This is a genomic window from Brachybacterium sp. NPDC056505 (assembly GCF_042794925.1).
Lineage (GTDB): Bacteria > Actinomycetota > Actinomycetes > Actinomycetales > Dermabacteraceae > Brachybacterium > Brachybacterium kimchii.
In genome coordinates, this window is sequence record NZ_JBHTSV010000018.1 from 45,225 (window position 1) to 62,636 (window position 17,412).

The 17,412-nt window shown below is 73.1% G+C and carries 15 protein-coding genes; 3 read left to right on the top strand and 12 right to left on the bottom strand.

All coding sequences use genetic code 11. The annotated features are described in order from the left end of the window. Positions 1–34: 34 nt before the first annotated feature. The 10 genes from hutH to ACFQ53_RS10820 all read right to left on the bottom strand — a co-directional run bounded on the left by hutH (position 35) and on the right by ACFQ53_RS10820 (position 13,041). Positions 35–1,612 (bottom strand): histidine ammonia-lyase, encoded by a 1,578-nt coding sequence (gene hutH, locus ACFQ53_RS10775; RefSeq protein ID WP_377859335.1) that lies wholly within the window; start codon positions 1,610–1,612, stop codon positions 35–37. A 23-nt stretch (positions 1,613–1,635) separates the two neighbouring features. Then, entirely contained in the window at positions 1,636–2,970 is a 1,335-nt protein-coding gene (locus ACFQ53_RS10780; protein WP_377859338.1) for an amidohydrolase family protein, read from the bottom strand. Further along, a complete protein-coding gene (locus ACFQ53_RS10785; protein ID WP_377859341.1) occupies positions 2,967–4,382 on the bottom strand; it encodes a formimidoylglutamate deiminase in 1,416 nt (471 codons plus the stop codon). Before ACFQ53_RS10785 ends, ACFQ53_RS10780 begins: the two co-directional genes overlap by 4 nt. Continuing rightward, positions 4,379–5,587 (bottom strand): allantoate amidohydrolase, encoded by a 1,209-nt coding sequence (locus ACFQ53_RS10790; protein WP_377859343.1) that lies wholly within the window; start codon positions 5,585–5,587, stop codon positions 4,379–4,381. The genes ACFQ53_RS10785 and ACFQ53_RS10790 overlap by 4 nt, the downstream gene beginning before the upstream one ends. Then, positions 5,584–7,065, bottom strand: a complete 1,482-nt coding sequence (locus tag ACFQ53_RS10795; RefSeq protein ID WP_377859346.1) for a purine-cytosine permease family protein — start codon at positions 7,063–7,065, stop codon at positions 5,584–5,586. Before ACFQ53_RS10795 ends, ACFQ53_RS10790 begins: the two co-directional genes overlap by 4 nt. A gap of 10 nt (positions 7,066–7,075) precedes the next feature. Continuing rightward, complete coding sequence (gene hutU, locus ACFQ53_RS10800) at positions 7,076–8,830, bottom strand: urocanate hydratase (protein WP_377859348.1); 1,755 nt, start codon at positions 8,828–8,830, stop codon at positions 7,076–7,078. Between the two features lie 121 nt (positions 8,831–8,951). After that, positions 8,952–9,809, bottom strand: a complete 858-nt coding sequence (locus tag ACFQ53_RS10805; RefSeq protein ID WP_377859382.1) for a formate/nitrite transporter family protein — start codon at positions 9,807–9,809, stop codon at positions 8,952–8,954. A gap of 82 nt (positions 9,810–9,891) precedes the next feature. Beyond that, positions 9,892–10,719 carry an SDR family oxidoreductase gene (locus ACFQ53_RS10810; RefSeq protein WP_377859351.1) on the bottom strand — a complete coding sequence of 276 codons (828 nt, stop codon included), beginning with the start codon at positions 10,717–10,719 and terminating at the stop codon, positions 9,892–9,894. Positions 10,720–10,851: 132 nt separating this feature from the next. Beyond that, positions 10,852–11,454: a pyridoxal 5'-phosphate synthase gene (locus ACFQ53_RS10815; protein WP_377859354.1), complete on the bottom strand. Its 603-nt coding sequence runs from the start codon at positions 11,452–11,454 to the stop codon at positions 10,852–10,854. Between the two features lie 183 nt (positions 11,455–11,637). Then, the gene (locus ACFQ53_RS10820) at positions 11,638–13,041 is read right to left on the bottom strand and encodes a hypothetical protein (RefSeq protein ID WP_377859359.1); all 1,404 of its coding nucleotides are present in this window, start codon (positions 13,039–13,041) and stop codon (positions 11,638–11,640) included. Between the two features lie 112 nt (positions 13,042–13,153). Between ACFQ53_RS10820 and ACFQ53_RS10825 the strand changes: the two genes are divergently transcribed. Both ACFQ53_RS10825 and ACFQ53_RS10830 read left to right on the top strand, forming a co-directional pair. Then, positions 13,154–13,663 carry a MerR family DNA-binding transcriptional regulator gene (locus ACFQ53_RS10825; protein ID WP_377859366.1) on the top strand — a complete coding sequence of 170 codons (510 nt, stop codon included), beginning with the start codon at positions 13,154–13,156 and terminating at the stop codon, positions 13,661–13,663. Beyond that, entirely contained in the window at positions 13,660–14,679 is a 1,020-nt protein-coding gene (locus tag ACFQ53_RS10830; protein ID WP_377859369.1) for an aldo/keto reductase, read from the top strand. Before ACFQ53_RS10825 ends, ACFQ53_RS10830 begins: the two co-directional genes overlap by 4 nt. Before the next feature lie 30 nt (positions 14,680–14,709). On the opposite strand, the gene ACFQ53_RS10835 is transcribed toward ACFQ53_RS10830, so the two are convergent. After that, a complete protein-coding gene (locus ACFQ53_RS10835) occupies positions 14,710–15,246 on the bottom strand; it encodes a MarR family winged helix-turn-helix transcriptional regulator (RefSeq protein ID WP_377859371.1) in 537 nt (178 codons plus the stop codon). Continuing rightward, positions 15,243–15,899 carry an NAD(P)-dependent oxidoreductase gene (locus tag ACFQ53_RS10840; protein WP_377859373.1) on the bottom strand — a complete coding sequence of 219 codons (657 nt, stop codon included), beginning with the start codon at positions 15,897–15,899 and terminating at the stop codon, positions 15,243–15,245. The genes ACFQ53_RS10835 and ACFQ53_RS10840 overlap by 4 nt, the downstream gene beginning before the upstream one ends. Before the next feature lie 174 nt (positions 15,900–16,073). Here ACFQ53_RS10840 and ACFQ53_RS10845 point away from each other — a divergent pair, with 174 nt between their 5' ends. Further along, positions 16,074–17,324, top strand: a complete 1,251-nt coding sequence (locus tag ACFQ53_RS10845; RefSeq protein ID WP_377859376.1) for a phosphotransferase family protein — start codon at positions 16,074–16,076, stop codon at positions 17,322–17,324. Positions 17,325–17,412: the final 88 nt, after the last annotated feature.

Below are 17,412 nucleotides of genomic sequence, written 5' to 3' on the forward strand. Positions count from 1 at the left end.
GTCCAGCCGGCGGACGTCGCGCGCTGCCGCCCCCTCACCCCAGCTTCCCCACGACCCCCTCGACCGCCGCCAGCACCGACCCGTCGGCCAGGATCTCCTCCGCCGCGGCGATGTCGGGCGCGAGGAATCGGTCCGGGCCGGGCCCCTCGACTCGCTCGCGCAGCACCGCGATCGCCGCGGCCGACGCCTCCGAGGGGGCGAGCGGGGCGCGCAGGTCGATCGCCCGGGCGGCCGTGAGCAGCTCGATCGCGAGCACGCGGCGCAGGCAGTCCACGGAGCGGCGCAGCTTGCGGGCGGCGTGCCAGCCCATCGACACGTGGTCCTCCTGCATCGCCGAGGACGGGATCGAGTCGACGCTCGCGGGCACCGCGAGGCGCTTCATCTCCGAGACCAGGGCGGCCTGCGTGTACTGGGCGATCATGAAGCCGGAGTCCACGCCCGGGTCGTCGGCCAGGAACGGCGGGAGGCCGTGGGAGCGGGACTTGTCGAGCATGCGGTCGCTGCGGCGTTCGGAGATCGAGGCGAGGTCGGCGGCGACGACCGCCAGGAAGTCCAGGACGTAGGCGACGGGCGCGCCGTGGAAATTGCCGTTCGAGGTGACCTCGCCGTCGGCCAGCACCACGGGGTTGTCGATCGCGGCGGCGATCTCGCGCTCGGCGACGGTGCGGGCGTGAGCGATCGTGTCCCGTGCGCCGCCCGCGACCTGCGGGGCGCAGCGCAGCGAGTAGGCGTCCTGGACGCGGGAGCCCTCGGCGGCGACGTCGGCGATGATCGGCGATCCCTCGAGCAGGGCGAGGATGTTCGCGGCCGACGCGGCCTGGCCCGGATGGGGCCGCAGCGGCATGTGCAGCTCGGGGCGGAACACGCTGTCGCGCCCCCGCAGGCCCTGCACCGTGAGCGCGGTGGTGAGGTCGGCGATCCTCACGAGCTCCTCGAGGTCGGCGAGGGCCATGAGCAGCATGCCGAGCATGCCGTCGGTGCCGTTGATGAGCGCCAGCCCCTCCTTCTCCTCGAGCAGCACCGGCTCGATGCCCGCCTCTGCCAGCAGCTCGGGAACGGGACGCTCGACCCCGTCGGCCCCGCGGGCGCGCCCCTCCCCCATCAGCACGATCGCGCAGTGGGCGAGCGGCGCCAGATCGCCCGAGCAGCCCAGCGAGCCGAACTCGTGGACGATCGGCGTGATGCCCGCGTTGAGCAGCGCGAGCATCGTCTCGAGCACGATCGGGCGCACGCCGGTATGTCCTGTGGCCAGGGTCTTCGCGCGCAGCAGCATGAGAGCGCGCACCACCTCGGGCTCGACCTCGTCGCCGGTGCCGGCGGCGTGGGAGCGGATCAGGGAGCGCTGCAGGGCGTGGCGCATGGACGGCTCGATCGAGGTGTCCGCGAGCGCACCGAAGCCGGTGGAGACCCCGTAGACCGGCGCGTGGCCGGGGGCGGCGAGGGCGTCGATGTGGGCGCGCACCCGGGCGACCTCCTCGCGAGCGGAGGGGTCGAGCTCGACGCGGGCTCCGCGGCGGGCGACGGCGAGGACGTCGGCCGGGGTGAGGTCGGAGCTCGCGAGGGTGATCGTCTCGCGGGGGTCGGTCGACGCGGGGGCGTGGATGGTGCTCATCGGGGTGTTCCTTTCGGGCGGGGTCAGGCGACGCGCCGGCCGCGGCGCCACACCTGGTGGGTCAGCGGCATGCCGGGGCGGTAGGCGAGGTGGATCGCGGCGGGCGCGTCGAGCACGTGCAGGTCGGCGCGCGCACCGACGCCCAGGTGCCCGACGTCGGAGCGCCGCAGGGCGAGGGCCCCGCCGCGGGTCGCGGCGCGGATCGCCTCGGCGAGGCTCAGGTGCATCTGCAGCACGGCGGTCGCGACGCAGAAGCTCATGGCGCTCGTGTACGAGGTGCCGGGGTTGCAGTTGCTCGCGATCGCGACGTGTGCTCCCGCATCGAGCAGGTCGCGTGCGGGCGCGAGAGGGGCGCGGGTGGAGAGATCGCAGGCCGGCAGCACGGTCGCGACCGTCGGCCCCGCATCGACCGCGAGGAGTCGGTCGCGCGCGCCGGGTCCGAGGGGCCGGTCGGCTGGTCCGATGGGGTCGCCGCCGGGCGCGACGGGCCGGCCGGCGGTCGCGGCGAGGGCCTCGACGTCTTCCGCCTCCAGGTGGTTCAGGTGGTCGACGCTCGCCGCGTGCTCCTCGACCGCGAGCTGCACGCCGCGCTGTGCGCCGGAGAGCTGGTTGCCGTGCACGCGCAGGCCGAGCCCGGCGGCGCGTCCCGCCTCGAGGACGCGCCGGGAGGCGGCGGTGTCGAAGGCGCCGTCCTCGCAGAACACGTCGATCCAGCGCACGCTCCCGCGGACCTGCTCGAGCATCGGCCCGACCACCAGGTCCAGGTACTCGGCGGGGCCCGGGCGGCCGTCGGCGCCGTCGTACTCGGAGGGCACCAGGTGGGCCCCCAGGAAGGTCGCCTCGTCGAGCGTGCCCTCCGCGACGAGGCGGGCGGCGAGCGCGGCGGCGCGGGCCTCGTCCGCGACCGTGAGGCCGTAGCCGGTCTTCGTCTCCAGGGTCGTGGTGCCGCCCGCGAGAGCCTCGCCGATACGGCCCCTGACCAGCGTCTCCAGGCGTCGGTCGTCCGCGGCGCGGGTGGCGTCGGTGGTGACCTGGATGCCGCCCGCGGCGTAGGACTGGCCTGCCATGCGGGCCTCGAACTCGGCGGAGCGGTCGCCGTCGAAGACCAGGTGCGTGTGGGAGTCGACCCAGCCGGGCAGCACGGCGCGCCCCTCCAGGTCGATCCGCTCGTCGGCCGCGGGCGCCTCGGCCGCGGGGCCCGTCCAGGCGATGCGGTCGTCCTCGATGACGAGGGCGGCCTCGCGCTGGATCTGGCCGTCGGCCGCGCCGCGCTCGCTCGAGCCGCCGAGCGGCGCGTCCTCGAGGGCCGGGTCGAGGGTCCAGAGCTCGCTGATGCCGGTGAGCAGGGTCGTGGTCATGCGTCCTCCCAGAAGGGTGCGATGGCGTCGCGCAGCAGGGCGCCGACGTCGCCGAGCCGGTGCCGGCCGTCGGAAACGATCGTCTCCCCGTCGCGCACCACCGTGGTGACGTCCGCGGCGCTCGCGGCGAGCAGCACCTGCGCGGGGTCCGCGCCGGCCGTGCGCACGGAGTCCAGACGGATCGTCACCAGGTCGCCGCGGGCGTCCGGCGCGATCCGGCCGGCGCCCTCCCGGCCCAGGCTCTCGTGACCGGTCGCCAGGGTCAGAAGGTCCTGCGGGGTGAAGCGGCCGCGCTCGTGGGTGGTCAGCCGTTCGTGCATCTCCACGGCGCGCGCCTCCTCGACGAGGTCGACGACGGCGTGCTGGTCGCTGCCCAGCGAGAGCCGCACCCCGGCGTCGTGCAGGGCGCGGGCGGGCCCGATGCCGTCGGCCAGGTCCCGCTCGGTGGTGGGGCACAGGCTCACCCAGGAGCGCGCGTCCCCGAGCAGACGCACGTCCTCCTCGGTCAGGTGCGTCGCGTGCACGGCGGTGAGATCGGGGCCGACGAGGCCCGCCTCGGCGAGCAGTCCCACCGGGGTGAGGCCGTAGCGGGCGAGGGCCGCACGGTTCTCGGCGGGCTGCTCGCTCACGTGGACGTGCAGCGGGGCGATCGCGGAGCCCGTGTCGCACACCGCGGGGACGAGGGCGGCGGCCTCCCGGAGCTGGGCGAGGGGCACCGCGCGCACCGAGTGCAGGGCGGCGCCCACGCGGAACGCGCCCTCCGCGCGCAGGTCGCCCGCGCGCTGGGCCCAGGCGTCGATGTCCGCGTCGCCGAAGCGCGCCTGCTCCGGGGAGAGCGCGGTGTGGCCGGTCTCGTCGAGCCCGCCCAGCAGGTAGGCGGTGTCCAGGAGGGTCAGGGCGACGCCCGCCTCCGCGGCGGCCTGCTGCAGCGCGCGGCCCATCTCGTTCGGGTCCTCGTAGGGGACGCCCCCGGCCTGGTGGTGGACGTAGTGGAACTCGCCCACCGCGGTGACGCCGGCGAGCGCCATCTCCGCATAGGCGGCGCGTGCGAGCGCCAGGTAGTTCTCGGGGTCCAGGCGCGCGGCCACGTGGTACATCCGCTCGCGCCAGGTCCAGAAGGTGCCGCCCGCGTCGTGGGTGCGGCCGCGCAGGGCGCGATGGAAGGCATGGCTGTGGGTGTTCGCGAACCCGGGCAGGGTGACCCCGTGCAGGATCTCGTCGCCCGCTCGCGCCCCGGCCTGCTCGACCGCGCTGATCCGCCCGTCAGCACCGAGGACCACCCGGACGTCGGCCGCGAGGCCGTCCGGCAGGAGCGCGTGCTCGCACCAGAAGGAGCGTCCGTCGTTCCCGGGGGCGCTTCCGCCCTGGTCCGGGGCCGCTCCGCCCTGGAGCCCGCGCTGGTCGCCGCTCATGAGGCGAGGTCCCGGACGACGGCCAGGAGCGCTTCGACGCCGGCGTGGCAGTCGGCCGGCTCGGCGAACTCCTCGGGCGTGTGGGAGGCGCCGCTGGGGTTGCGGACGAAGAGCATGGTCGTGGGCACGTCCGCCTGGGCGAGGATGCCCGCGTCGTGGCCGGCGCCCGTGCCGAGCATCGGCGTCTCCGGCCCCAGGGCGTCGCGCACCCGCAGGGTGAGCTCGTCGTGGAAGCGCGTGGTCGTGGTCCAGGACTCCTCCCGCAGCGCGCCCGGGAACATCGCCGTGAGGTCCTCGATGACGCCGCGCACCAGGGATTCGTGCGGGGAGCGGGCGTCGAGCCAGGCCGTCACGTGGGAGGGGATCGCGTTGACGCCGCCGGGCTGCACGCTGACCTTGCCGACGGTCGCGACGCAGCGGTGCTCGCCGTCCCGGCGCTCGGCGGCCTCGCGGGCGGCGAGCGCGAAGCGGGCGGCCTCGAGCATGGCGTCCTCGCGGTCCGCGAGCGCGGTGGTGCCGGCGTGGTCGGCGCGGCCGGTGAAGTCCGCGCGCCAGCGCCCGTGGGGCCAGATGTCGGTCCCGACCGCCACCGCGGAGGTCTCCGGATCGAGCAGCGCGAGGGCCCGGCCCTGCTCCACGTGCAGCTCGACGAAGGAGCCGATCCGGGCGAGCGCCGCGGGATCCGGGCCGATGACCGCGGGGCGGCCCGCGCTGCGCAGCGCCTCGGCCATGCTGATGCCCTCCGCGTCGGTGAGCCCGAGCGCCCGCGCGGGCGTCATCGCGCCGGTGAGGACGCGCGATCCCGCGCAGGCCACGCCGAAGCGGGCGCCCTCCTCGTCGCCGAAGTTCACGATGCCGATCGGCACACGGGGCGTGAAGCCGCTCGCCTGCAGCTCGCGGACGACGGCGAGCGCGGAGACCACGCCGAGGGGCCCGTCGAAGGCACCGCCGTCGGGCACGGAGTCCAGGTGCGAGCCGATGACGACGCCCGGGGTGCGGTCGGGATCGCCCCACCAGGCCCACTGGTTCCCCATGCGGTCCTCGGTGAGGTCGAGGCCTAGGGCCGCGCACTCCCCCGCGAACCATTCCCGCAGGGTGTGGTCCTCACGGGTCCACGCGTACCGGCGGTAGCCGCCGGTCTCGGCGCTGCGTCCGACGGGCAGCAGCTGCGCCCAGCGGGCATCGAAGTCCTGGGCGAGGCTCATCGCCGCACCTCCTCGGCGTCGTGGGCGGTGCCCCCGTCGGCGCCGGGGTCGACCCCGGCTCCGGCGGTTGCCGCGCCGTCGTCCGCGCCCTCGGGCAGGATCGTGCGCTCCGGCGGGCGGCGCGTGGCGCGCCCCCAGACCAGGAAGATCGCCCCGGGGACGACGAGCCCGACGATCCAGCTCACGTCGGCCCCGCCGAGCATCCTGGTCAGAGGACCCGTGTACATCGACTGGGCGAGGAACGGGATCTGCACGAGGATGCCGATCACGTACGTGACCAGCGCCGGGACGTCGAAGGCGCCGTACCTGCCCTCCGGGTCGTAGAGAGCGGGGATGTCGACGCGCTCCCTCGAGACCAGGTAGAAGTCGACGAGGTTGATGGCGCTCCACGGCGTGAAGACCATGAGCAGCAGCACGAAGTTCTTGAAGTTGTCGAGGAAGTCCGCGGAGGCGGCCAGCGCGATCACGACCGACAGCGCGAGGAAGGTGAACACGAAGACCAGGCGCAGGGCCGGCCGCACCACGCTGCGCTTCGAGAAGCCGGTGACGGTGGTGAGCATCGTCATCGCCCCGCCGTAGGCGTTGAGCGTGTTGATCGTGAGCTTGCCCGAGACGATGACCAGGTAGATCACGAGGGCGATGAGTCCGCCGTCGGCGAGCTCGCCGACGAACCCGACCTGGTTGTCCAGGAAGCTCGAGTGCGGGATCGACGCGAGCAGGGCGCCGATCGTCATCGCCCACATCGACCCCAGCACGGAGCCCGCGAAGGTCGCGGTGAACGTGCGGCGCGCCGGGGTGTCGGCCGGGAGGTAGCGGGAGTAGTCGGCGACGTAGGGGCCGAAGGTGAGCTGCCAGCCGGCGCCGAGCGCGATCGCCAGCAGGAACGGGACCGCGCCGAAGGTGGCGTCGGCCAGCAGGTGCGCCCCGTCGTAGGCCGTGAAGATCCGGATCGTGATCCACGCGAAGCCGAGCATGCCCAGCACGGTCGCGATCCGGCCCAGACCATGGATCCAGCGGTAGCCGACGGCCGCGACCACGAAGGTGATCAGGCCGAAGATCACGATCCCCACCCAGGGGGCGTCCACGTGGAGGATCCGGTTGATCGCCTGCCCCGACAGCACGGTGCCCGTCGAGGCGAACCCGAGGTACATGAGCACCACGAGCACGAGCGGCAGCGCGGCGCCGATCACCCCGAACTGCGCGCGGCTGGAGATCATCTGCGGCAGGCCGAGCTTGGGGCCCTGCGCGGAGTGCAGGGCCATCACGGCCCCGCCGAACAGGTTGCCCAGGAGCAGGCCGATGATCGCCCACAGCGCGTGGGCGCCGAAGACGACGGCGAGGGCGCCGTCGACCACGGCCGTGATCTGGAGGGTCGCGCCGAACCAGAGGGTGAACTGCTGGGTGACGCCGCCGTGGCGCTCCGAGGCGGGGACGAACTCGATGCTCCGGCGTTCGACGGTGGAGCTGGTCGCAGCCATGTCCGCCTCCTCAGATCTTCGCCGGCGCGGCGGTCGCGCCCGCTTTCGCCGACGCCGCGCGCTGGGCGGCGTCGGGATCGTCGGCGTCGCGCACGTGCGGCGTCATCGGCACCCGCACGCCGCGCTCGTCGGCGACCTCGGCGGCACGGGAGTAGCCCGCGTCCACGTGCCGGAGCACGCCCATGGCCGGGTCGTTGGTGAGCAGGCGATCGAGCTTGCGCGCGGCGAGCTCGGTGCCGTCGGCCACCCCGACCTGCCCGGCGTGGATCGAGCGGCCGATGCCGACGCCGCCGCCGTGGTGGATCGACACCCAGGTCGCGCCCGAGGAGGTGGAGGTGAGCGCGTTCAGCAGCGGCCAGTCGGCGATCGCGTCGGAGCCGTCGAGCATGCCCTCGGTCTCCCGGTACGGGCTCGCGACGGAGCCGGAGTCGAGGTGGTCGCGGCCGATGACGATCGGCGCCTTCACCTTGCCGTCGCGCACCAGGTCGTTGAAGAGCTTCCCGGCCTTCGCGCGGTCGCCGTAGCCGAGCCAGCAGATGCGGGCGGGCAGGCCCTCGAACTCGACGAACTCGCCCGCGGCGTCGAGCCAGCGGTGCAGGTGCTCGTTCTCGGGGAACAGCTCCTTGAGCGCCGCATCGGTGACGGCGATGTCCTCGGGGTCGCCCGAGAGCGCCACCCAGCGGAACGGGCCGAGGCCCTCGCAGAACAGGGGGCGGATGTAGGCGGGGACGAAACCGGGGAAGGCGAAGGCGCGCTCGCAGCCTGCGCGTCGGGCCTCGTCGCGGATCGAGTTGCCGTAGTCGAAGACCTCGGCGCCCTCGTCGGCGAACTCGACCATGGCCTGCACCTGGCGACCCATCGACTCGCGCGACTTCTTCGTGAAGCCCTCCGGATCGGCCTCGGCCTCGGCGTGCCAGGAGTCCATGTCGTGCTCGATCGGCAGGTAGGACAGCGGGTCGTGGGCGCTGGTCTGATCGGTGACGACGTCGATCGTGATGTCGCCGGCGCGGTGGCGCGCGAGCAGGGCGGGGAAGACCTCGGCCGCGTTGCCGACGATGCCGATGGAGACGGCGCGACGCTCCTCGCGAGCGGCGTTCGCGCGGGCGATGGCGTCCTCGAGATCGTCGGCGATCTCGGTGAGGTAGCGCTTGGCGACGCGGCGCTCGAGGCGGGTCCGGTCGACGTCGGCGATGAGGCAGACGCCGCCGTTCAGGGTGACGGCGAGCGGCTGCGCGCCGCCCATGCCGCCGCAGCCGCCGGTCAGCGTGATGGTCCCGGCGAGGGATCCGCCGAAGCGCTTGGCCGCGACCGCGGCGAAGGTCTCGAAGGTGCCCTGGAGGATGCCCTGGGTGGCGATGTAGATCCAGGAGCCGGCGGTCATCTGGCCGTACATCATCAGGCCCTCGGCCTCGAGGCGGCGGAACTCGGGCCAGGTCGCCCAGTCGCCCACGAGGTTCGAGTTCGCGATGAGCACGCGCGGCGCCCACTCGTGGGTGCGCAGGATGCCCACGGGCTTGCCGGACTGGACCAGCAGCGTCTCGTCGTCCTCGAGGTCGGCGAGGGAGGCGAGGATCGCGTCGAACGCCTCCCAGGAGCGGGCGGCCCGGCCGGTGCCGCCGTAGACGACGAGGTCGTCGGGCCGCTCGGCGACCTCGGGGTCGAGATTGTTCTGCAGCATGCGCAGAGGCGCCTCGGTCTGCCAGCTCTTCGCAGTGATCTCCGTGCCGCGCGGGGCGTGGACGGGGCGGGATCCGGGGAGGGTCATCATCGACTCCAAAGCATCGGGGGCGGAAGCTGCGTGACAGCACACCACCGCGCGCCTCCCGGGTCGACCCCAGAGCCCTCCTAGCGTCCGGTATATGCGACGGAGGCTGCTTCACCAGTGCTCATACGATCACTGATGACGTCTCGTCCTCCGGGTCCTGGGCCGCACGCTCCCGCACGACGAGCTCCCAGGTGCGCACCAGGCGCGGCAGAGTGAGGATCACCAGCCCGCCCGCCATGTTCAGTGGGATCACCCAGGCGCACCACACCAACCAGTCCACGTAGGGGATGTCGGCTCCCGCATGCATCGCCCCGAAGATGACCGACGAGCTCAGCGCGCCGTGCAGCATGCCGAGCCCGACCACGAGCAGGCCGGAGATGAGGGAGTTGGCGAGGGTGGCGATGCCTTCGCTCGACCCTTGGTTCATGCGGGTGATCAGTGTGATCGTGAATCCGGCGAGCACCGCGAGAGACCCGGACTCGAGCGTGGGGCCTCCGGCCATGTAGCCCTTCGCGGTCTCCACCAGGATCTCGTCGAACCGGGGGAAGGCGGCGACGACGAGCCAGGAGAAGGCCCAGCCACCCAGGAGGTTCGTCGCCAGCGTGGCCGCCCACAGGCGCAGCAGCTGCCACCAGGTGCCGTGCCGCGAGACCACGGCGTTGATGGGCAGCAGGAAGTCCTCCGTGAACAGCTCGGAGTGGGCCAACCGCAGGGCGTACAGGCCGATGCCGAAGGCGATGCCCCCCAGGAGCTTCGAACCGGTCGCGTCCAGGACCGCGAGCATCGCGAGCAGACCGATGCCGACGTCGATGCCCCCGAAGAGTCCGGTGATGATCAGTGCGCGCCACGTCCGGTTCAGCCGATTGGCCCCCTCGGCGACCGTCTTCTCGAACTCCTCGACCAGCGCATCCTCGACCGGTTCGTCGCTTGCGCCGAGCCGCCGCCGCTCCTGTGCCTGACCGCGTTCGCGTCCGGCCATCTGCATCTCCGATCCTCGGAAGGGAACCTCGGCGGCGCACGCTACCAGCGGGGACGACTGCTCAGACGATCGCGCGCCCCGTTCATGCCGCGAGCCACTGGTCGAGGGTGAGGTCGTCGACGATGGTGCCCTCGGAGGAGGGCACGAGCACGCCGCCGGCGAGCTGCCTGCCAAGGTACGGGTACTCCGTGACCAGGCTCGGCGAGCGGCCGGCGAGGCTGCCGCGGGCGCCGAGGATCCTGCGCACGAGCTGCGCGGACGTCATCTCCTCCGGCCCGCGCAGGCGGACGATCCGATTGCGCGGGTCCTCGCCGTCCTCGGGCGCGAGGCGCGCGTTCTGGCCGGGGACGATCTCCGGCACGACGCCGCGGCCGGTCGCGATGATCTCCTCGGCGATGTGGTCGGCGGCGCGCGCGGTCGCCAGCGGCGCCATGCGCATCTGCGGCAGCAGGGCGACGGGACCGAGGCTCGCCTGGGCGATCATCTGCTCGCCGAGCTCGAACCACTGCGCGGAGCGGATGATCGTGGTGGGGATCGGCGCCGCCCGGTAGCCGCGCTCCTGCGCGCACTTGCCCCGGTAGTAGCCGAAGCCGAGGGCGGCGCCGGGCTTGGTGACCCCGGCGATCGAGATGCACACGACGCGTCCCGCGCCGCCCTTCTTCGCCGCCGCGGCGATGTTCTTCGCGCTGCGGGCGAAGAAGCGCACGGCCGGCGTCGCGCGGATCGTGGCGATGTTCGTCGCGTCGACGACCACGTCCGCACCGTCGAGAGCGGCCTCGAGCCCCTCCCCGGTCTCCGTGTTCACGCCGCTCGCGCGGCTGAGTCGCCTCACGTCGTTCCCGGCCGCCTCCAGGCGGTCGGCGACGAGAGATCCGATGGTTCCAGTGGCCCCGAGAACAGCGATGTCCATGGGGCCACTGTAGGGCCGACGGCCGATGGGCGGACCCAGGCTTCGCGTTCGTTCATGTCGGGCTCGGGCGGAGTTCGCGGACATGCGGACGGCCGAGCCGGGAGGAAGCGGTGGAGGGGGAGGGAGGTGCGGTCAGCCGGCGGGCGTCGGGACGGGGCCGTGGGTCCAGGTGCGCGCGGCAGCGCTCGACGGGGCGGTCGCATCGGGATCGGCCTGGCCCTGGGCCGCGTACTCGATCCGCGTGTGCTGGCGATCCTCCCGCGCCTGCATGAACTCGAAGGCGCTCGGGACCAGGGCGTACACCTGCCAGTCGGGGTTGGGCGCACCGGTGAAGCTGGGGCGCGAGGCCCAGTCGGCCTGGGACGCCTCGTCGTCGAGCGCGATGACCGTGCCGGTGATGCGCACCTGCCGCCCGGACTCGCGCCAGAAGAAGATCATCGACGCCTTCGCGTCCTCCTCGAGCTGCGCGCCCTTGCGGGACGTGCGGTGGGTCGACACCTGGTAGCCGCCGTCCTCGATGTCCTTGAGGATCAGGGTGCGGCCGACGGGGAACCCCGCCCCGTCCACGGTCGTGAACGTCATCGCGTGGGGCTGGCGCTCCCCGCTCGCGATCGCCTCCTCGAGCCAGTCGCGGAAGAGCGTCTCGGGGTCCTCGGGGACGGAATCCGGGTCGAGGACGGGAAGGTCGGCCGGGAATGCGGGGAGCTTCCGCAGACGGTCACGCAGCTCAGTCATCGGGGAGGTCGCCTCTCTGCTGGACGATGCCGGAACGGGCGCGGTCCACTGTACGGCGGCGGGCGCCCCGGAGGCGGGTGAGCCGGCGGCTCGGAAAGGCTTCGATGTCTCCGGGTGAGGTCTCCACGCGTATATGGGCGTGAGGTCTCACCCAGAGACATCGAAGCGGGGGATCCGGTGCGCTCAGGCGGCCTCGTCCTCCGCGTGATCCTCGTGGTCGTGGCCCTCCTCGGAGTGCTCGCCGCCGTCATCGGCGCCCGGGGAGACCTCGTACTCGCCCGAGGCGGTGCCCGTGGTCACCTGCATCTCGTGGGGGACCTCCGGCAGGTCGATCTCCTGGTACGCCTTGCCGGTGTCGATGTCGACGAGCGTCAGCTTCTTGTTCTTCGAGTCGGCGACGAAGGCGGTGCCGTCGGCGACCGACAGCATCGGACCGGCCTCCTGCCACTGGTCGGGCTCGGTCCACTCCTCGGCGACCTTCGTCTCGTGCAGGACCTTGCCGCTCTCGGGGTCGAGGATGTTCAGCTCGCCGTCGGCCGTGAGGACGAGCGCCTCGCCGTCGGGCCCACGGTCCAGGGAGCGGAACCAGTACTCGGAGCCCAGGTCGACGGTGTCGAAGGAGCCGTCGCGGGTGTCCAGCAGGCCCACCTTCGTGGGGCGCTCGATGCCGCCCTCGGGGTCCTCCTCGACCTTGTAGTCGGTGAGGACGATCGGCGAGTCCTCATGCCCCTGCTGGTTGCCCGAGCGCTGGAAGTCCTCGTCGACGTCGATCTTGTGGAACTTCCCGTCCTTGTACATGACGGGGCCGTTCTCGCAGCCCAGGGTGACGACGTCGCCGCCCTCCGTCGCCTTCGCGGCCGCCTCGCCGTGGACGCCCGGGCAGTCCTCGGTCTTCGCCGTGACCTTGCCGTTCTCGTCCTCGACGACCACGGTGCGGCGCTCGTCCTCGGTGCCGACGGTGTGCAGCAGCGACCCGTCGGACAGCGGCACGGCGACCCCGTGGTGCGGCGCGTCGGTCCGGGTCTCGGCGACGGTCTTCAGCTGCCCGTCCGCGAGGGCCGTGGAGTCGAAGACGGTGATCGCGCCGGTGCCGTCGGCGAAGGTCGCGGTCTTCTCGCCGTGCGGGACGACGTGGCCGGGCTCCTCGGCGGGGATCGTGACGTCGGAGAGCAGGGCCGGGTCCTGCGTGTAGTAGTGGAAGTGGTCGCCGTGCGCCTGGGCGATGAGGCCGGTGTCGTAGGCGGTGATCGAGGATCCGGCGCTGACCATGACGCTGCGGCCGTCGCCCGAGGGATTCAGCCGCACGTACCCCTCGACGGGAGTCTCGTCGATGACCTCGCCGTTCGAGGAGTCGAGCGTGGTCACGCCGCCCTCGTGGGCGAGGACGATGCGCGGGGTGAGCGCGCCGACCTCGGTGCGGTCGGAGGCGGCCTGGGCCGCGGACTTCTTCGAGTCCTCGCCGTCCGAGGCGGCGGACTCCCCGCCACCGGCCCCGCAGCCGGAGAGCGCGAGCATCGAGGCGGAGACGGAGGCGACGAGAAGCCCCCATCGTCGCCGCTTTGTGAGAATGGTTCCTGAGTGGTTCATGCGCAGGACCGTAGCATGTTCTGAGAACGATTCGCATCTGAGTATCGGGGGCGGCTTCACCGGGCGATCCGGACACGCGGCATTGACCTCCAGCGCACTGGAACTCGCCGACATGGACGAGCACGACGCACTGATCGAGCGCATGGCCGAGGACATCGCGGCCGGCCGACGCCCGCCGCCCACCAGCCAGGAGGTCGAGCAGCACGCGCTCGAGCTCCCGGCCTCGGGCGATCTCACGATCGGCGAGGCCGCCGCGATGTTCGGGATCCTGCCCACCACCATCCGCTACTACGAGGACGCCGGCCTCCTGCGTGTGGGCCGTCGCGAGAACGGCCACCGGGTCTTCGACCGCGCCGCCCTGGGCGACCTGCTGTTCGTGCACGGGATGCGGCTCTCGGGCATGCCCGTCAGGGACGTCGCGCGGCTGCGGGAGCTGCTGCCCGACGCCCCTGACGACCCGTGCGGCACCACTGCGCGAGGGCTCGACGAGGCACCGCGCACTGCCGCCCGGGACCTGCTGGAGCATCACGCGGCGCAGGTGCGGCTCCAGATCGCCCGACTGCAGATCGCGCTCGCGGTCACCGAGCACAAGACCGACCACCTGATCGGAGACCAGAGATGAGCACCCTGCCCGAGGACACCACGCCCGACCGCCCGACCGACGGGGCCGAGCACAGCCCCCTGCCGACCGCCCGCATCGGCTCGCTCACCGTGCCCCGCATGGGCCTGGGCCGCATGGGGATGACCATGGCCTACGGCCGGCGCGACCCGGAGCAGGGCGTGGCCACGATCCGCCATGCGCTGGATCGCGGGGTCTCCCTGTTGGACACGGCCGACATGTACGCGAATGGCCGCAACGAGAAGCTCGTCGGCCGCGCGATCACCGGGCGTCGTGAGGACGCCGTGCTCGCCACCAAGGCCGGGATCCTCACGGTGCCGGGCATCGGGCTGCCGCGCGGCCTCAGCGGCCGGCCCGAGCACATCCGCGCACGCGCCGAGCGCTCCCTGAAGAACCTCGGCACCGACCACATCGACCTCTACTACCTGCACCGCGTGGACCCGAAGGTCCCGGTCGAGGAGTCGGTGGGGGCGATGGCGCAGCTCGTGGAGCGCGGTCTGGTCCGCGAGATCGGGCTCAGCGAGGCGAGCGGCGCCGATCTGCGTCGCGCCCACACAACCCACCCGATCGCAGCTCTCGAGACCGAGTGGTCGATCCTCACGCGGGACATCGAGGCCGACGCCCTGCCGGTCGCCCGCGAGCTGGGCGTGACGGTGGTTCCCTACTCCCCCATCAGCCGCGGCATGCTCTCCGGGGACGCCGCCGCGATGCGGCCCGGGCTGCTGGACTTCCGGCGCGTCCTGCCGCGCTGGTCGCCGAAGAACCGGGAGCACAACGCCGGGATCGTCGAAAGGATCCGGGAGATCGCCGAGGCCCACGACGCGACTCCTGCGCAGATCGCGATCGCCTGGGTGCTCGCGCGCGGTGAGGACGTGGTGCCGATCCCCGGCACCAGCAGGCCCCATCGGATCGACGAGAACCTCGGGGCGCTCGACGTGCGCCTCGGCGCCGAGGACCTCGCGGTGCTCGATGCGCTGCGTGCGGCCGGTGCGCGCTACGGACGCACGGGCGGGGTGTGAGGCGTCGGTCCACACCCGGCATCTCACCCTTCAGCTCTCACCCGCCGGCGAGCGCCCGCCGACGAGCGCTCGCAGCACCTCCGGCAGCGCCCGGCGCAGCGCGGGGTCGAGCCGGTCGACCACGCGCTCGACCTGCGCATCCGCCTCCCGGTAGAGATCCCGGAGCTCGTCGAACCGTGCGCTCGAGCCCACCCGCGCGGAGCGCCCGTCGGCGGCGTCCCGCTCGCGCAGGATCCAGCCGGCGCCCTCGAGTCGGGCGAGGACCCCGGTGAGGGTCGCGCGGCGCACGCCGGTGCGCTCGACCAGATGCCCGGGGGTGCAAGGGCCCTCGCGGTCGATCACGTCCAGCAGGTCCAGGTCTCGGGGGTTGAGCCCGGCGCGCGCGGCCACCCGGTCGTTGAGGATGCCCAGCTCGATGCGCAGCACGCGGATCGCATCCCGCAGGTCGTCGGCCGATCCCGGCTCGGGGGCCGGGAGCCGAGAGGTCGCCTGCTCATGGGCCGAGCCCTCCGGGCCGGGGCCCGCGTCGTCGTGCGCCGCGTTTTCGGAAGTCGTGCGGGGCGTCATCGGCGCGGCCGATCGCTCGTCGGTGCCACGGCCTGATGCACGTGGGCGTCGTCGTCGAGCTCGGCGACCATCGCCGCGGCGAGGTCGGGGCGGGTGGTGGTGCCGCGGCTCGGCGCTCCGATGTCGAGCCGGTAGTCGGAGACGGCGTCGGCGTCCACGAGCCGCCCGGGCCGCATGACGGTCCAGGCGATGTCGGGACTCTCGCGCAGCAGCCCCTCCATGCGGCGCATGTCGGCGTAGAGGGTCCGGCCGATGACATGGCGCAGCAGCGGCAGGATCGTGCGGTCGGCGATCGGATGCAGGGGCGTCGGCGGGTAGGTCAGACCCGAGCTGACCACCACGAGGCGACGGCCTCGGCCCGTCGCGCGCAGGGCGTCGACGACGGTGCGCGTGCCCTGCGAGAAGATCGTGATCTCGTGGCGGGTGTAGGCGACGCCGAGCGACGAGAGCACGGCATCGGCCCCGGCCACCGCCTCCTCGATGCCCTCGCCCGACTGGGCGTCGGCGCGCACCTGGGTGAGGCGGTCGTGCGGTGGCAGCGGCAGCGGGTCGTCGCGCCGGCTGACGGCCCGCACATCGTGGCCCGCACGCAAGGCCTCGCGCACGATCCACAGGCCGGTGGGTCCGGCGGCTCCGAGCACTGTCACGTCCATGGAGTTCTCCTCGATCGCGAGATATTACGGAAACCGTACTATATGCGCCCCGGTCCACCTCTCTCGTCCCCCACCCCGGCCGCGGTGCGGTCCCGGAGGACTCCGGAGCCGTGGGCGCTGCGGACTAGGATCGGGAGGACCAGGTCACGGGGCAGCACTGTCGAGGAGGGCACGATGGCCAGCACGTCCTCCGCCGCCGCGGCCTCCACGGCGCCCTCTCCCCCAGCGGCCGCCTCACCGGAGATGGGCGAGCGGATCCGGCGCGCGTGGCATGAGGAGACCCTGCTGCTCCCCCTGCGGGACGCAGATCATGCACGGCGCCTTCCGGGCCAGTCCAAGCATTCCCGGCTCGCCGGTCTGGGAGGGCCCGCGCAGGTCGAGCTGCTGGGCACGGGCGAGACCTTCGCCGCCTGGCGCCTGAGCGCGGAGGACGGCACCGCTCTGCTGGTGCGGATCCCCTGGCACACTCCTGCCCACCCCCTGGCCGATGAGCTCGCCGCTCTCACCCAGCTGCCGCCCGGCATCGGCCCCGAGCCCCTCGCCCTGCACGACGACGCGGAGTCGAGCCCCCTCGGAGCCCCGTACCTGGTGACGACGCCCGTGCCCGGTCGGATCCTCGCGCCGCCCCGGTGGACCCGCGGCCACCTCACGGCACACGCCGATCGTCTCGCCCACCTGCATCGGGTGGCCACGCCGGGACGCGGCCCGGTGTCACTCGGAGCCGATCCGTGGGGCCGCATGGAGCCGGTTCGCCTCTCGCTCCTCGAGCTCTTCGAGACCGACACCGAGTCGGTGGATGAAGCGGTCCTCGCGAGGATCGGCGGCACGGGCGTGCTGCGCTCCGCCGCGCGACGACTGCGAGAGGCCAACTCCGCCTTCGCGGATCTCGAGGGATTCGTGCTCAGCCACGGCGACCTGTGCGCGACGAACATCGTGTGGGACGCGCAGGTGCCCCGCTTCATCGACTTCGAGTGGGCGATGGGCGACGATCCGGCGCGGGACCTCGCGATCATCGGAGGCGCAGTGCACGGCGGCCCCTGGTACGTGCCGCTCACCGAGGAGGACATCGAGGCCTTCGTGGGCAGCTACCTGCACGCGCGCACACGGCTCGACGATGCGTCCGAGCTGCCGCGCCTCGAGGGCCAGGCTCCGCCGCGCCCCGCACCGACGCTCGACCCTGCTGGCCTGCGCGCCCGTCGGGATGCGTGGGAGATCTACGAGAAGACCGCGATGCTGCTGCACGTCGCGAGGCGGGTCACCGATCGCGGCGACGCAGATCGGGGCGGGGCGGACCGGAGCGGGGCCGCACACGACGGGGCCGACGGGACTGCCGATGCGCCCGCGCCAGCCGCCGCGCACGACCCCTACGCCACGGCGCTGCCCATCCTGCGCGACACCCTCCGCGCCCGCCTCGGCGCCGACTGACCGGCGAACGAATCAGCCCGAGACACCCCGCGAAAGCTCGAGAGGTACGAAACGGTTGCCAAGATCGATCTTGGCAACCGTTTCGTAC

Coding starts and splice junctions, on each gene's coding strand:
- hutH (WP_377859335.1), bottom strand. CDS start 1,612: ATGAGCACCATCCACGCCCCCGCGTCGACCGACCCCCGCGAGACGATC.
- ACFQ53_RS10780 (WP_377859338.1), bottom strand. CDS start 2,970: ATGACCACGACCCTGCTCACCGGCATCAGCGAGCTCTGGACCCTCGAC.
- ACFQ53_RS10785 (WP_377859341.1), bottom strand. CDS start 4,382: ATGAGCGGCGACCAGCGCGGGCTCCAGGGCGGAGCGGCCCCGGACCAG.
- ACFQ53_RS10790 (WP_377859343.1), bottom strand. CDS start 5,587: ATGAGCCTCGCCCAGGACTTCGATGCCCGCTGGGCGCAGCTGCTGCCC.
- ACFQ53_RS10795 (WP_377859346.1), bottom strand. CDS start 7,065: ATGGCTGCGACCAGCTCCACCGTCGAACGCCGGAGCATCGAGTTCGTC.
- hutU (WP_377859348.1), bottom strand. CDS start 8,830: ATGACCCTCCCCGGATCCCGCCCCGTCCACGCCCCGCGCGGCACGGAG.
- ACFQ53_RS10805 (WP_377859382.1), bottom strand. CDS start 9,809: ATGGCCGGACGCGAACGCGGTCAGGCACAGGAGCGGCGGCGGCTCGGC.
- ACFQ53_RS10810 (WP_377859351.1), bottom strand. CDS start 10,719: ATGGACATCGCTGTTCTCGGGGCCACTGGAACCATCGGATCTCTCGTC.
- ACFQ53_RS10815 (WP_377859354.1), bottom strand. CDS start 11,454: ATGACTGAGCTGCGTGACCGTCTGCGGAAGCTCCCCGCATTCCCGGCC.
- ACFQ53_RS10820 (WP_377859359.1), bottom strand. CDS start 13,041: ATGAACCACTCAGGAACCATTCTCACAAAGCGGCGACGATGGGGGCTT.
- ACFQ53_RS10825 (WP_377859366.1), top strand. CDS start 13,154: ATGGACGAGCACGACGCACTGATCGAGCGCATGGCCGAGGACATCGCG.
- ACFQ53_RS10830 (WP_377859369.1), top strand. CDS start 13,660: ATGAGCACCCTGCCCGAGGACACCACGCCCGACCGCCCGACCGACGGG.
- ACFQ53_RS10835 (WP_377859371.1), bottom strand. CDS start 15,246: ATGACGCCCCGCACGACTTCCGAAAACGCGGCGCACGACGACGCGGGC.
- ACFQ53_RS10840 (WP_377859373.1), bottom strand. CDS start 15,899: ATGGACGTGACAGTGCTCGGAGCCGCCGGACCCACCGGCCTGTGGATC.
- ACFQ53_RS10845 (WP_377859376.1), top strand. CDS start 16,074: ATGGCCAGCACGTCCTCCGCCGCCGCGGCCTCCACGGCGCCCTCTCCC.